Raw genomic sequence first — 13891 nt, 5'->3', positions numbered from 1 at the left:
AAATTAGCGGCTTCTAATGTTAAAACGAAACGTCCATTTTATAGCGTTTGTGAGGGGCTACGCTATCCTGACTGTTAGTTTAAGAAAGGCAGCCGATCTCGCTTACGGCTGCCATCTTATCTTGTATTGAATAAAATGTTTTCCGTTAGCTTCATTATTTGGGGGTGCTATGAGCTATGGCAAATGCGGTAAAGTTCCCTCCGGCTTTCGCCACGGAGCTAAGCATATATATGTGTGGCTGATGCTTTTTCATGACCCAACATACCTTGGAAGAAATCCAGGGGGCACCGTTATCTAGTAGCTGGCAAGCATAAGTATGTTAAAAGCGATGTGGAAATACATTCGCTTCGATTCTCCCCGAGCTGCAAGCCGTTTTAATGCCCTTCGACTTAAACGTCAGACAATTAGATAAACACCAGCTGCTTATTTCATGTCCTGCCAGCTTTTAAAATCGTGAACGGCAAAGCCGGCATAGCTTGCGTAGCGAGCCAATTGATTATGGGCAGATTGAAGCTCCTTTTCCATCACTTCATTGCTCATGGCATAGAATGAGACCCGCGGACCCTCTGTGCTTTTGACCGTTTCTACAGCAACAACCACTTTCTTCTTCAGAGTGGATGCTTCTCTCAGCATGGTCTGCGCATTTTCCACAATTCCATTGCTGCCTAATGCATGATTCCGATAATTCATTATGACGAGGCAATCGAACTTCTCGAGCAACCATGCGCTCATACTGTAATCCTTCCCCGGAACATTAATCGTATTCAGCCAATACGGAACATCGATAGCAATTTTCAAGCCGCTCCCTCTGGTTTCTTTCTCGATCAGTCTCAAATTGTCCATCCAGCTTTCAATAATCGCCTTGTTGTCCTTTGTCCATTCGCTTAGCGCATAAGGTTCAATATCGAAATGCAGTCCTGTAAAGCTTGCTTCCGGGCCAACAAAGGAATTATAGGTTTTAACCCACGTGATGAATTTTCGAATATCCTCCTGCTTAGACTTATAGACCCATTCGGGACGCCCCTCAAGTGCTTCCACTTGAATACCTTCGCTTTTGGCTTTTCGTATAAAACCTTCATATATCGCTGGATCGATATCTCTATTCACCTGAAGGTAAATAGATGTCACACCCTTCATTTTTGCGAAGCTTATAATTTTCTCTTGATCTTGTTTGATGATGTGACTGTCCCATATCCATGTTCCTTTCGGAACATTGGCCACGGAGGTCATAATGCTCACCAGATTGCGCGTGGGCTGCCACTCCACATTAGCATGCAGGGCTTCACTTATAAAACGCAACGGAACCATCGTGCGGCCGTTTTTGAGCACTGCCGACCCTTCAAAGTCTACTCTTTTACCGTTCACCAGTGCATGGTGATCGCCAATCACCAAAATAACAGTGTCACGGTTAAGCGAGATCGTGATTTGTTTTAATTTTGAGTCCCATTTCGTAGCAGCTCCTAGCTTGTCGGATAAAAAAGCAAGTGGAACCATCGTAAGGTTGGATCTCTGATCGACATATGGGTGCTCATCCGGGAAATGTACATCACGCCCATCCACGGATACTTGGACTTCAGAAGCGTAAATAGCGGGGCTAAACGCAGCTAAACTTAGCATGATAGCTAACGTGCATACTAGCAATTTTCTCATGGGTGATTTCCTATCTTTTTGAATTTGTTCTTTTTCTTACTGTGCACGCATTGTCACATAATGAAATTATAAGGTATGTAATAATTGGTAACAAGATCAACAGGCTCGATCGAATTTCAGAATTTGAAAAAAAGGATGGCTTATACATAAATCTAGCTTATCGTAATTGATAATATCAATTTTCCCAGACCCAAAAGCGTAAGCCCGCCCCATTACCAACGAAATACTAAGGACTACAACTGGGACCGAGGATAACTTTTATTATTCACTACTATTACCTCAAAGAGTAGTGTGAATGCCAACATAAATGATACTCTATGTCGTTTCGTTTCTTTAACATACTTCCACTCCATGTAACCACGATAAAAAAAGGGTATTGCCAACAGAAGTGCAATTAAGAGTTGTGGTTGGCTTCGATCTAAAAGCCAAATTGCGAGTAAGACTGGTGTAAGTAAGATTAATGAAATGATAATATACTGCTTATGCATTGGTATATCATTCATATCTTACTTCCCAACAACTAACATTTTGCTAGAACAAAATGTCAGCTCATAATTAACGCGGATCAATTGTATCGTTTGGACCGCCAGTAAGGTAATGATCGTCGGATCGTCGGATCGTCGATAAGGATACCATCAACACATCTGGATATTTGACTATCCTGCCTATTAGTTGAACAAAAGTTACTTATGGTACGGAAGCACAAACAAAGCGCATTCTCGTTGTAATAGAGAATACGCTTGAACATGATGTCGGCTGATCGTTACTCATTGAAGGATTCGCGTGCAATCTCAGCAGCGATAAATTGTCTCATCCAGTCGCACACCTCCCATAAATTCGCCACAGGTTCATTGCTGAAAGGCAATGTGTGCAAATAATTTGGCGGGCCGAATTCGGTCGTAACCGACAAGCACTCTGCTCCCTCTTTACTACGATGTTGATAAATCTCGCGCCACCAACGGGTATGAGTTAAGAGTTCCTGCTGGTATTCGGGAGCGGCCGGATGCGGAACTTGCGGTCCTTGCGCATAGCCGACACGGGCATGAATATGGACGGACCTTGAGATCGCGAGCTTTACATTGTACACCTGGTTTTCGAGAAGCGATTCACACACAGCACACCAGTGACTGAAATCTGCTGTAAGCTTTAATTGCGGAAAATGCTGCAGCAATCTAGCCGTATTCCAGGGTGTGAACATGGCCCGCCCTCGATGGGTTTCGTGAGCGACCTGGACACCCAGCTCGGCTTCCAGCATTACGGCTCTGCCAAAGAACCGCAGCTGATCTCGGAACGGCATGCAGTCTTGCGCACTGTGCGAAACAATTTTTACTGGGGAAAAATGTTTCGCTCGCAGTAACTGCTCTTCAAATGAAACACTATGATTACCATGGGTATAAATTTGAGCAATAAACTTTAACTGGTACTGTTCCAGCAAATCCATAAATCGCTGTTGATCCTGCGGGCCGGGAAGGCCAGCTTCAACCCCATCGTATCCCGCTTCAGCGATTTGCTTGAAGCTTTCTTCCCAACTGCCGGTCATGCCCCACAAAGCCTTATATATCGCGACCTTCATTAGAACTTGGCCTCATAAAGCACAGGCCAGGCTTCACCTTCGAATAGCTCTCCATCTTTACCTGCCATCATTTGCGCATTAAAATGGCCATCTCCTCTTGGAGTGTAGGTGTATCTCGTCTTCCCCGTCATCAAATGTACAGCCATCGAGCGGCGAGCGCCTTCGGTTATGTTAGGTCCGCTGCCGTGAATGGTCAGCGCGTGGTGGAAGCTTACCTGACCGGCTTTCATCACCATCGGAACTGTAGTGAAGCTTTCATTTTCCGGAATATCCATCGTTTCCTGCTGCTTCTCCATGTTTTGCTCGAAGAAATCACTCACGTTCAGAAGCCCCCATTTATGACTTCGCGGCACCATTTGCATACACCCATTGGACAAGTCCACATCGGTAAATGCCACCCACGCAGTAATGAGCGACGGCTCCTTACAGCATTGCCAATACGAATAATCTTGGTGCCAGCCCACATTAGCCGTTTCTGTACCATTACCTCTGCCCGGTTTATAAAGCAGTTGGTCGTGAAACAGCCGAATCGCATCGGCATGCATCAGTTTGGCGGCAATGGCTCCGATGGTAGGGTCGGTCGCAACCTGACGAAGCGTCCTGTCGGACCAATGAGAGTTATCCGTTTTCCGCAACGCTTTCGGGTTATTCTGACCTTCCAACCAATTGCATACCGGTTCTCTCCCCGTCTCGTATTCACCTTTGTACATCTTGTCTTGATGTTCCTTAATCTGAGCAAGCTCTTCCTGCGAGAAGATGACCGGAGACATCCAATAACCATTCTCGTCAAAAAAAGCAACATCCCGCTCCGATGGAAGACAATTCACACGTACATCATGATGATTTACCATCTGTCAACACCTCATCCTAACTTTTTTTGAATCTGCTGTAATTATACTTGTGATACTGCGGAATGTATTTTTAAATAATTGCTTTAAATTTAAACATTTTCACCAATTAAACTCTCTTCTGCGTCTTGCACTGCGCAGGATGGACCGGTCAACGAGAGGTATTGTGATTTCGGAACTCGAGGGGGGATTTTCCACTGTGCCGCTTAAAGAATATGCTGAACGTATGGATCGATGTGAAATGCAGCTTCACGGCGATGGAACTTACCGATTCGCCGGTTTCAAGCAGCAAGTGCTTCGCCTTGTCCAAACAGAGTGAACGAATATACTCCCCGATGGTTACCCCCAAATGCTCTTTAAATTCCCGGGCCAGATGTGAACGACTGATATGGAACTGATGCGCAAGGTCATTGATTGTAAGATCGGCACGAATTTCAGCATGCAAGTAGTTTAATACTTCGATAATGTCCGAAGGCAGTTTTTTCGCTCCATGATTTCTTTCTTGCGATGAGGCCTTATAGATTCGTACTATGGAGACAAGCAATTGGATAAACAATCCTTGTACCATCGTTTTACTTAAAAAGATTTTCATGCGCAGTTCATCAAAAATGTTATCGAATATGCTTTTTATGAGACCATTTTCGTCCTTCTCCACCCGATTAAAACCGATTTTGTAATATTCCACTTCCAAGCTTCTCATCTGCTCGAGATTAAAGCCAAGGTAATACAACCTAAACGGCAAGTCTCCAGCGGCAGCTCCCTGATGACTTTCGCCTGGTTTCGTTATAAAAAGATCTCCCTGACTAACCGTGTAGTAAGATCCGTCTATCGTAAACCACCCTTGCCCACTTTCTACATAACACAGTTCAAAATGTTCATGATGGTGACCGGGCACATGCCATGTTTCGTATAAAACGACTCCGATATAAGATAAATTTTCAAATTCGGTCTCGTAAGGAAGCTCGAAACGAATTTCTTTGTCTGATTCAAGCAAACGTGAATCCTTTGGTGTGTTATATTTGGTGGAACGTTTCTTCTCCATCTGGCCACCTCCCTTATTCAAGAATATACTTAAGATTCAAGTACAACAAGGGTTTTCAAGACTCCAAAGCGAATGGTCGTCACACCTTGAGCCCGGTCAATACTACCCCATCGATAAGAGTCATAGGCGAGTAACACAGGCCGATTCCATCCATCAGACTTCTTATTTGCCCTGTCTTCTCTCCACATCCTTGGCATATTACGCCACAATGGTCTCATAGTAGGGTAACGCAGAGTTGCTCCGCTTCCATCACTATAGCTCGTTCTATTAATGCAGCCCGTATACGGGAGCGTCTCGACATCGGGGCCTCAGCTAACCAACTGGCCATATAGCCATCCGGATGCTGCCTGAACTTAACGGGGGTCTGAGTATTGCCGATCCGCATAATGGGGCCTTCGGTCGATATTACTTCACTGATGATCAGCTTAAGTCTGCCGTCCCATGAAACGGCCCGTCATGGCTAAGCAATATCGTCTCATCCTCATAATCAACAACGACAATCTCCGAGAAGCTCATTATTAACTTTTTCGGCTATTCGCTTTACACAGAAAAAAACAGTCAGACCTAATATGTAAGGTCTGACTGTTGCAATTATTCACCTGTCAATTCATCATTCATTCTTTGTATTTCAAATAGATATCAATAGCGGCCTATCCAACATCAATTTCGGCTAAATGTTAAAGAATATGCTTGGTCAACTGATATAATTTTAGTGCGTCCTTCTTGCTAAGCGTCGGGAGATCGAGATCAACGGGCTTGGTTCGGTCCCAGGCGATGAGGGGCTGGGATGGAGGATTATCCATCAGCTTAATGATCGGTTGAATACTCCTCTCAACCGGCTGTGTGAAGAGCTTGCCCATTCTGTCCCCTCATATAAAAAAGGGCCACTCCTTACGGGACGGCCCATTTTTGTTAATTCAGTTCCTGTACTCTTCCCAATATTGGTTCAAATACGTTTCCATAGGACTTATTTGTACTTTTCAGACCTTTTATGTATAATTCGGGGAGGAACTTTATTCTACAACATAAGGGCTATGCTTTTCTGGCGAGCAGCCAGCAACAACCCCGCTCATGCAGCGGGGTTGTTTTTTTATGTTGTCATTTCGGGAGGGGATCACATGGAGGAGCAGGCAAAACAGCCGAGAATGATTTTAACGAAGCAAGACCTTATCGAACAGCTTGGACGGTGCGGGGTGTCAGCAGGACAGACCTTAATCGTCCATACTTCTTTGAAAAGCCTCGGCTATGTTGTAGGCGGTGCGGAAACGTTCATCCGCGCACTGCTCACGCTCATTGGAGAGCAAGGGACGGTGATGGTGCCGGCGCAAACGTGGAAAAATCTTGATCCGGTGACCGGCGTTCACTGGGATGCGGAAGAGGCTTGGTGGCCGATTATCCGGGAGCAATGGCCCGCTTATGATAAGGCGATCACTCCGGCGATCGGGATGGGCGTTGTTGCCGAGATGCTCCGCACATGGCCGGGAGCAAGGCGCTCAGACCATCCGGCGCGGTCTTTCGCGGCCGTCGGCAAGCATGCGGAGTATTTGACGGAAAGCCATGATTTAAGTCATGTTTTTGGCCAAGGCTCCCCTCTCGACAAGCTGTACGAACTGGATGGCTATGTACTGCTCATCGGTGTCGGGCATGAGAAAAACACCTCGCTCCATCTCGCAGAAACCAGGGCCGATTATCCCGGAAAGACGTATACGGAAGAAAGCAGCGCCATGATCATTGACGAGGAGCGTAGGTGGGTAACCTATACGACGCAAGAGGTTGACGATCGGGATTTTGTCCCGCTTGGCGCCGAATTCGAGCAGAAGCACCGTGTCGCGGTGCATCAGGTAGGGGACGCGTTTGTCAGGTTGATCCGCCAAAGACAGCTGGTTGACTGGGCAGCCACATGGATGAAGCGTAACCGGGTGTAAGGATCTTCAAAAGGCATGTGCGCTGGTTTTCGTCCAAGCAGGCTTTTGTGTCATTGGACACTAAGAAGCGGCGTCGGCCATGCGCGAAGGGCGGCATACCGGTTCATCCCTCCGTTTACGAAGTTTTATTCTGTATCTTCGAAAAAGCACACCCCGGGCGCGTTGCCGCGCTAATCGGAATGTGCTTAAATCAATTGTTCCCCGTCTACTACTGCTGCTCCTCGATTAATTGAAGAACGCGATACAAGAACGTTGCCGCTTCAGCCCGGCTGGTCGTACTCTTCGGCTTCATGTAGCCGTTAGAGCCCGTAACCAGCCCATACTCGAACATCGTTGCCACGCTGTCCGCAGCATATGGCGCAATCTGGCTCACATCACGGAAGCCCTCAAGCGCCCCACCGGATGCGGACGGCTTTATTGCCCCCGTCGTTTGCAGCGCTCGGGTCAGCATAACCATAGCATCCTGGCGGGTGATTGAATCACGAGGTGCGAAGTTAACTTCGTTCACTCCTGAAGCGATTCCCAATTGCTTGGAGATGGACACCGCATCGTAGTAATAATCATTCGGCTTCACATCGGCGAACGTCGAGGCGTTTTCGGCACGCAGGTCAAGCATGTTCACCAGCATCAAGATAAAATCAGCTCGCGTTACCTGATTTGCGGGGTTGAACGTGCCCTTTTCGATCGAGGTGCCTTTGACGATGCCTCTTTCGGCCAGCTTCTCGATCGCCTCGCGCGCCCATTCATGCTTGCCAAGGTCGGTAAATGCTGCCGGATTCTTGCCGCCGATAGCATAGACGCCGACATGGTCGATGGAGAATCGCAGCATATCCTTGTCTTTGTCATAAGACGCGCCATTCATTGCCGCCGCGCTGTCGCCCATCAGCTCGAAAGCTTGCAGATCAACAGATTGCTCTCCCGCTTGAAGCGAATACGGAATGGCAATCGAAATCGGTGCCTTCGCATTTTTCCAAGACAGAGCTTCACCGTCCAGTTGCAATGCAACTTCTACGATTGGCCTGCTGCCGATCCGCCCGGCCGCTTCGTTACTGCGATACTCGCCCGCATAATCGCTTACGATTACGAGCAGCTTTCCAGCATTCTCCTTGACTCCTGCCAGCATGTCGCCAGTCAAAACAAGCTGAGCGTACGGCGTGGAGATATGCAGAATCAGATTAGACTGGTTCGTCAGATTAGCCGCCGGAAGCTCCAAAGCATAGCTCCCAGCCGCGTTCGACGACTTCAATTCAACATGAACATGTTTATTGCCTTTGCTGTCGGCCACTGCCCTCTGAATGGCGGCATTCAGATCCGATGCCCCGACCGCAGCGGCAGCTTGCTGGCCGTTTATCGTCGGGACAAGCACGGCTTTGACTGAACCGTCCGCTTGCAACGTATACGGATCTTGCGCCTGACCGCCTCCACCGCTGCCACCGCCGCTGCCTCCACCGTTACCTCCTTCGCCGCCACCGCTGCCACCACCATTGCCTCCATTGTCTCCATTGCCTCCACCACTCGTAGGCGGCTTGCGGTATTCGAAGGTTACCAGCTCGGGAGTCATCATGTCATCAGTTTCCAGCTCGACCGTATACTTCCCTTGCTCTTCTCCGGTCAACGTAAGGGTGATGCGGAAGCTTCCGTCATCCTCAGTGCCCGTCTGACCGGTATATTGAATGTTGCCTTTTGGGTCAAGCACTTTCACATACACATGTTCTTTCTTGCCGTTCATGACCAAACCGTCAATCGTGACGTTTTTCGTGGAAGCGTCCACAGCGGCTTGTATGCCGTCCAACGTCTTTAGCTCTTGCTGCGGGGCAAGATCGTACACGCCGAATTCATAGAAGGAGTAACCGTAAAACGTTGCCCGATTCAATCCTTCAAACTTGATGTATCTTGCCGTCGTCGCAGGGAATACCAGGGTGTTCTTGCCGTCGGCAGCTTTCACCACGCCATTGTTGCCGACTTTCAAAGGCTCCCACGTCTGCTTATCATCCGAGATGCTCAGACGGTATTGGTCCGCGCGCGCATATTCCCAATCGATGCGGATCGTATCGAAGGTTTGCTGGCTGTCCAGATCAACCTGGAACCAAGCCGTATCGCGCACTTCGCTCGCCCAACGCGTGGCCGGTGCGCCGTCGAGCGCCTTCGCAGGCTCCAGACCTGCGGCCTCCGTCGAGGATGCCTCTGCTTCTTTGTCTTGTGCGATGCTGCCAGCCTCGTAATACACGCCTTCCTTCAGCGCCGTATAAGCGCCTTCTGTTACGAACTCAAGGCCTTTAGCTTCTTCCAGCTTCGCATTGAATGCCAGCAAATAGTCCCTGGCTTGCTCAGGGTCGCTCACTTGCGTACGCTCCAACATGATCAAGGCGTTGCGCATAGCGCGTACCGTATCGGCATTGCTAAGCTGCTTGTTGTCTGCGTACTTATCAACAAGAGCCAATAGGCCTACAGCGCCCAAACGAGCTTCTATTACGAAATTAACCGTCTTGGATTTGGCAGCAGCCACCGTCAGCTCCAACACATGCTTACCCGGATTACCCGTCAGATCTATAACAGTTCCTTCCGTATAAGGCTTGCCGTCATACTTGGCCGTAACTTTAACGATCCCGCTCCCGCCATCTCCCGGAATGGTCCAGGTGAAGGCAGCCTGTGTCGTATCAGGCACGATCGTATGCTCCGAGATCGGCTGCCCGTTCATGAACGCTACAACATCAGGCGGAGCAGCGTCTTGCTTCTGATAAGTGCCTTTAGAGAATTGGTATAGCCAATCGTAAAGCACGCGGGTAGCGGGGTCTGTGCTTTTCGCCGCGTTGTATACAGCGTTGTTGCCTTGATAGTAAGCTTTATATCCATGCTGCATCAGACCGGTATCCATGCCGCTGTTCAAGTACTCGATGAACCGCTCGCGGAAGACGGCGTCGTTGATCATCCGGTCGTCGAATTCCAGCTCCAGCGACATGCCGTACCGCTTCGCCATATCCGCTGTATCCTCCAGACGCGATGGGTCCAGTTTCTCGAAGAAATAGTTCGGCTGCAGAGATACGGCATCAATGCCGACATCCTTCCACATGAATGCCTTATAGGCCATAAAATGAGGAATCCAGAACAGCTTCAGGCCTGCGTTATGAACGATGTCGCTCGCTCTCTTGACCATCTCCGGCCCGGTCGCATGCGTGCTGATTTGTTCCTCCAGCCAATACATGCCGACGAGCTCCAGGTTCGAGTAGCCCGCAGCCGTCCATCTGGCTTGCACTTCATCGACCCACCACTGAATCGCTTTGGCCCTGTTATCCAGCGATGCGGCATCGCCGACCGCACCTACATCGAAGTTCAAATCCTCGCCGTTAATGCTACCGAAGTCGGACTGATACTCGCCCGGTTCTGGAATCATCAGAACAACCTTCGTCTTATGGTCGGGCTCGCCAAGCTTCACGCCTGCCTCGACCGTCGCCTCGTTCAGCGCGCTCATATCGCCGCCAGCGTTAAACGTTTTATCCAAATACCATTCCCATTCCTGTTTTCTGGCTTTGCCGGCCGCTTCCGCCGCTCCGAAGCCTCTGCCGTTATCCGATGTCAAGCCCAGATACAGCACGCCATCGAACAGCCAATCGACAGGCTCTCCCTGCTCGTTCACATAGCTGATATTAGGGATAGCCCGGTCCTTCGTCCAATTTCCTGTGCCGTCCGCGTAGTGTCCGTTATACAGCAAGCCCAGATTTTGAATCCCGCCAGTAGCATCTCCAGGCTGCAGGTGGGCGTAAGGCTCAGGCTGTACCGGCTGCGCTCCGGCGATCAAGCCATCCGCACCGGTAATCGTCACCTCGTCGATCATGCTCCATGCCCTCGGATGCATGGAGAACACCACTTTCACGTACCGAGCGTATACGAGTCCTTCGGTATAATCGCCACGCTTGACAGCTCCAGTTTCAGGGCTGCCGTCCCAAGCAAATGTCTCGATGTTGGTCTGGTCGCCCCATAACAACTGAGTTGCATTATGAGACAATACGCCCCAGCTCACCCCATCGTCCGACGCGTAGAACGAAACGGTGAGCGGCACAAGCGTTTCGTTGTTCGGCCAATCGTGCAGGAAACGCGCGCTCACCTCCTGAACCGTCTTTTGCTCGCCTAGATCAAACACAACCGAACGGGATTTTTTGTTGCGGTGGCCCACCCAGTTGCCGCTGTCACGCGAGGGGTCGGCGGCATTGCCGTCCGTCAGCTTCGTCCCGTCATCCGGGAAAGCGCCCTCCGGCTGTTCCGACCATGTGTACGTTTTCCCTTGGGCCAGATTATAAAAGCCGGTGCTTTCTCTGCCCGCCTCCTCCGCATTCACAGACGATATTAACGATAACAGCATGACCGGGACAAGCAGCAAAGCAGTCAAACTTCGTCTGGTTTTCACCTAAACTCACGCTCCCTTTCTAGCATAATTAGTTCTACTCCTGTTCCTTCAACTCCGCAAGCGCATCAAGCATATTCAGAATAACGGTCACGGCTTCAGCTCTCGTCGCCGAGGCGGCCGGCGCGAACCGGTTGTCCTCTCGACCGTTCATCACTCCCGCCTCCTGGGCTGCTGCCACGTACGGCTTCGCCCAAGCCGGGATTTGATCCGCGTCCGCATAAGAGAGCTCATGCCCTTTTGCAGTCTTCAGACCCAAGCCACGAACAATCATTGCTGCCAGTTCTGCTCGACTAATCGAAACCTTCGGTCGGAAGGTCCCATCCGCATAGCCGCTGATCAGGCCGGATTCCAAGGCTTGCGCAATATACGGCTTCGCCCAGGCTTGAATCGAACTTGCGTCCGCGAAGTCCAGCGAACTGTTCGCACCTTGCAGCTTCAACGCTTTGACGAGCATGACGACGAATTCGTCTCTGCTGACCGTCTTATTCGGCTTGAACGTCTTGTCGGTGTAGCCCGCTACGAATCCAAGCTCAACCGCCCGTTTGATGGACGCTTCTGCCCAATGGCTCGCAATATCGTTCAGCCGAACCGTTGTCGATCCGCCGGACTCCCCGCCGTTGCCGCTGCCGTTCTCATTGCCATTGCCTGGATCTTCACCTCCCGTATTCGAACCGCCGTTTTGGCCTTCTTCCCGATCAGGAGTTACTGGAGTCGGAACCCATCCTCCGCCGCCGGAGCCAGGCAGCGCTTTGATTTTGATCTTGAACGTTTTCTCCGCGGATGCAGCTCCCTTGCTGATCGTCGCGGTCAGCACGACTTCCATGTCGCCTGACCCGCTTGACGGACGTTTCAACAACTGCCCATTCGCATTCAGGTAGTCGGGTTTTGAGCTGCTCCAGACGATGCGCGTACCGAGTTGCCCTTTCTGCGGGAGGTAAAGGTTGGATGCGATACTTCCGTTTACATTAAGCTCGATCAGATCCATTACGTCTTCGATCGTTAGACGATCACGCGCAATGCTCAGCCCTGCATACGCCTGTTCGGCCTCAGGACGAGACAGCTGGGCGGTTTGAATAGCCGCGGTCGCTTGCCCAATCGCTTTCTGAAGCTGGGCCCAGCCCTCAGGAGAGTAATTGTCCTCCACAAGCTTGTCGGCCTCGATAGCCGTCAACAGGTCGATAATCGGCCGTAGATTGCCGAGCTTATATTCCTCGCCGTACACTTCAAATTCCTCAAAGGAATAGCCGAACATAGTAGCTCTGGACACGCCTTCGAACTTCACGTATCTGGCTGGCGTGCTCTGGAAGGTAGTCACGACTCGTCCCGGCTTTCCGTTAATCTCCCCGTTGTTGTCTTTCACAACGTTCGTCCAGTTCTCCTTGTCCTCGGACACGAGAATGCGGTACTTCGAACCATAAGCCGTTTGCCACAAAATAGATACAGCATCAATGTTCTTCACTTCACCTAGATCCACCATGAACCAGGTATCGTCCACCCATTCGCTGGACCATCTGGTATCCCCTCTGCCGTCCACCGCTTTATCCGCCGTGTAGGATGAGGATTCCGGTTGCGAGGATTCAGCTTGCTTATGCAAAGCCAAATTACCAAGCAGATCCAAGTAGGTGTTCCTTACGATGAGTTCGTCAATCAAGCCTTTAAAAGCATTCGTTTCGCTGCCGATTTTGGCTGCCGGAAGAACGAATGTTTCCAGTTTGGAGCCGTCTTTGAGAGTAGCCGTATATTCACTGCCGTTAATGAAGATGGAGGTCCCCGTGTCGTCGCCGATCATCATGACATGGGTCCAGCGATCGGTCGGCAGCTTATACTTGAATTCGCTGACGTAATTTTCTTTTGTGATGGCGATTTTGCCGCTGCCCCCAATGTTGTATTTCAGCTGTCCGTCCGGAGATTCCAGCAGCACAGCTCCTTGCGGGTTGTCAGCGTCAGGTTTGATCCACATGGACATCGTCCAACCGAAACCAAGCGTACGAAGCGGCGTTTCCACGTAGCTGGCCCCGCCGTTTAGCCTCAACGCTTGACCGAAGATTCCCTTCTCTGTGCCTGCATTCACCGCGTTGCCGTCAAAGCCGTTCCCCGAACGGTCCGCGAAGCCTTCGTCGAAGGTATAATCCAGCACGAGATGCCGCTCATTGTCGATTTGAAGCTTGTGCGACTGATGAACACCCGGCGGGTCCACGTACCTTGCGGCATCCGCCTGGAAGCTTGCGAAGTTCCGATCGATGCGGTTGCCTCTCCACAGCTTTTCCGCCAGCACTTGCATGGAAGGCAGGATCCGCTGATGGGAGTCCGCCATGGATACGCCTTTCTCTACGGACACATCGTTCCAGAGCGCGAACATGCCGCCTTTGACCTGCGGATGCGCATAAGGAAGCTTCGTCTCCAGCCAATCGTTGGGCTCCCACTCGTTGTAAATAAAATCGTAATTCAAAT

At 50.3% G+C, this 13891-nt stretch carries 9 protein-coding genes; 1 reads left to right on the top strand and 8 read right to left on the bottom strand.

What is annotated here, in order from left to right; genetic code table 11:
• Nucleotides 1–423: 423 nt before the first annotated feature.
• The 6 genes from HMPREF9412_RS06605 to HMPREF9412_RS06580 all read right to left on the bottom strand — a co-directional run bounded on the left by HMPREF9412_RS06605 (nt 424) and on the right by HMPREF9412_RS06580 (nt 5973).
• Nucleotides 424–1650: a copper amine oxidase N-terminal domain-containing protein gene (locus tag HMPREF9412_RS06605; RefSeq protein WP_036671511.1), complete on the bottom strand. Its 1227-nt coding sequence runs from the start codon at nt 1648–1650 to the stop codon at nt 424–426.
• A 233-nt stretch (nt 1651–1883) separates the two neighbouring features.
• Complete coding sequence (locus HMPREF9412_RS33640) at nt 1884–2138, bottom strand: DUF4181 domain-containing protein (protein ID WP_441295361.1); 255 nt, start codon at nt 2136–2138, stop codon at nt 1884–1886.
• A gap of 275 nt (nt 2139–2413) precedes the next feature.
• Nucleotides 2414–3223, bottom strand: coding sequence for a sugar phosphate isomerase/epimerase family protein (locus tag HMPREF9412_RS06595; RefSeq protein ID WP_009590615.1), 810 nt, complete (start codon nt 3221–3223; stop codon nt 2414–2416).
• Nucleotides 3223–4074, bottom strand: a complete 852-nt coding sequence (locus HMPREF9412_RS06590) for a phytanoyl-CoA dioxygenase family protein (RefSeq protein ID WP_009590613.1) — start codon at nt 4072–4074, stop codon at nt 3223–3225. The genes HMPREF9412_RS06595 and HMPREF9412_RS06590 overlap by 1 nt, the downstream gene beginning before the upstream one ends.
• Before the next feature lie 148 nt (nt 4075–4222).
• Nucleotides 4223–5113 (bottom strand): helix-turn-helix domain-containing protein, encoded by an 891-nt coding sequence (locus tag HMPREF9412_RS32825; RefSeq protein WP_009590617.1) that lies wholly within the window; start codon nt 5111–5113, stop codon nt 4223–4225.
• Nucleotides 5114–5790: 677 nt separating this feature from the next.
• On the bottom strand, nt 5791–5973 hold the full coding sequence (locus tag HMPREF9412_RS06580; protein ID WP_009590620.1) for a hypothetical protein: 183 nt from the start codon (nt 5971–5973) through the stop codon (nt 5791–5793).
• A gap of 258 nt (nt 5974–6231) precedes the next feature.
• Here HMPREF9412_RS06580 and HMPREF9412_RS06575 point away from each other — a divergent pair, with 258 nt between their 5' ends.
• The gene (locus tag HMPREF9412_RS06575) at nt 6232–7038 is read left to right on the top strand and encodes an aminoglycoside N(3)-acetyltransferase (RefSeq protein WP_009590618.1); all 807 of its coding nucleotides are present in this window, start codon (nt 6232–6234) and stop codon (nt 7036–7038) included.
• A 208-nt stretch (nt 7039–7246) separates the two neighbouring features.
• Here the strand turns inward: HMPREF9412_RS06575 and HMPREF9412_RS06570 are convergent, their stop codons facing one another.
• On the bottom strand, nt 7247–11440 hold the full coding sequence (locus HMPREF9412_RS06570; protein ID WP_009590616.1) for a DUF4855 domain-containing protein: 4194 nt from the start codon (nt 11438–11440) through the stop codon (nt 7247–7249).
• 34 nt (nt 11441–11474) lie between these two features.
• A partial coding sequence (locus HMPREF9412_RS31670; protein WP_175320743.1) for an S-layer homology domain-containing protein occupies nt 11475–13891 on the bottom strand: 2417 nt, incomplete at its 5' end.

Source organism: Paenibacillus sp. HGF5, assembly GCF_000204455.1.
In the GTDB taxonomy this organism is placed as follows: domain Bacteria; phylum Bacillota; class Bacilli; order Paenibacillales; family Paenibacillaceae; genus Paenibacillus_AQ; species Paenibacillus_AQ lautus_A.
Note: the sequence above shows the minus strand (reverse complement) of the source record. Positions and strands in the feature narration are given on the sequence as shown.